The organism is Acidovorax cavernicola, from assembly GCF_003581445.1.
This window is the reverse complement of the sequence record NZ_QXMN01000218.1, coordinates 1-1,364: the sequence shown is the minus strand read 5'-3', so window position 1 is coordinate 1,364 and position 1,364 is coordinate 1. Positions and strand designations below refer to the sequence as shown.

Below are 1,364 nucleotides of genomic sequence, written 5' to 3'. Positions count from 1 at the left end.
GTACTGGCGCACCATGCCGCCCACCGAGGCAACCTCGGCCACGTCGGGCACGGTCTTGAGTTCGTACTTGAGGAACCAGTCTTGCAAGGCGCGCAGTTGCGAGATGTCCATCTTGCCGCTGCGGTCGATCAGCGCGTACTCGTAGATCCAGCCCACGCCGGAAGCGTCCGGACCGAGCGATGCCTTGGCCTGGGCCGGCAGCCGCGACTGCACCTGGTTCAGGTATTCGAGGACCCGGGAGCGCGCCCAGTATTGGTCGGTGCCGTCCTCGAACAGCACATAGACAAAAGAGTCGCCAAAAAACGAGTAGCCGCGCACCGCTTTCGCGCCCGGTACGGAGAGCATCGTTGTCGTCAATGGGTATGTGACCTGGTTCTCGACGATGCGCGGCGCCTGGCCCGGATAGGTGGTGCGGATGATGACCTGCACGTCCGACAGGTCGGGCAGTGCATCCAAAGGGGTCCGAAGCACCGAATAGACGCCCCACGCGCTGAGCACCAAGGTGGCCAGCAGCACGAGGAAGCGGTTGGCGATGGACCAGCGAATCAGCTTGGCGATCATGGCTTGCTTTCCGGCGTGGTTGCGGGTGCCGTCGCCTTGGCCTCAGCCGCCATCGGCATGACGCGAGTGAGCTGCGGCAGATCGTCTGCGCCCATAAAGAACTCGAAGCTCACGCGATTCCCGATCTGAACGTTGCGCGCCGCGCCGTCGGGCGGCAACTTGAAGTCCATCGTCATCGGACCCCACTTCAGCGTGGGAATGGCGCCGTGTGACAGGGTCAACGTGTCCTTGCCGACACCGACAACCTTGGCCTCACCGGCATGCCGTGGCGCACTGGCGGCCATCGGGGAAGAAGCCGCAGGAACAGGTGCGGCTTCGGCGGCCGGCTCGCTGTTCAAGCGGGCCTCGACGCCCTTGAGGCTGGCCTCCGAGTCGATCAGGAACTGCGACGACACGACGACGCGCTCGCCAGCCGAGAGGCCGCGCTTGATCTCGGTCTGGCCACTGCTCTCGAGGCCTGCCTCGACATCCACCGGACGGAAGCGTCCGTTGTCTTCTGCCACGATCACGACCGTGCGTTTGCCTGTCTGGACCACCGCCTCGGTGGGTACGAGCAGCGTCTTGTCGGAGCGCATGTCCACGAAGTTCATCGCCACAAACATCCCCGGTACCAGCCGGCTGCCAGGATTGGCAAGCTCCAGGCGTGCCTTCAGCGTGCGCGTGCTCGGGTTCACCTCGGGCAGGATCGCCTGCACCTTGCCGTCGAAGATGCTGCCAGGCGCAGCCGGGCTTCTGGCCTGAACCTTGGCGCCCGGGCGCAGCAGCGCGGCCTGGCTCTCGGGCACCTCGGCGTGGGCCCACAC

General features: G+C 65.5%; 2 protein-coding genes. Both read right to left on the bottom strand.

The window, feature by feature from the left end; all coding sequences use genetic code 11:
• The coding region (locus D3H34_RS32670; RefSeq protein WP_147400596.1) for an efflux RND transporter permease subunit at nucleotides 1-561 on the bottom strand (561 nt) is incomplete at its 3' end.
• A partial coding sequence (locus D3H34_RS32665) for an efflux RND transporter periplasmic adaptor subunit (protein WP_119558866.1) occupies nucleotides 558-1,364 on the bottom strand: 807 nt, incomplete at its 5' end. The genes D3H34_RS32670 and D3H34_RS32665, both read right to left, overlap by 4 nt.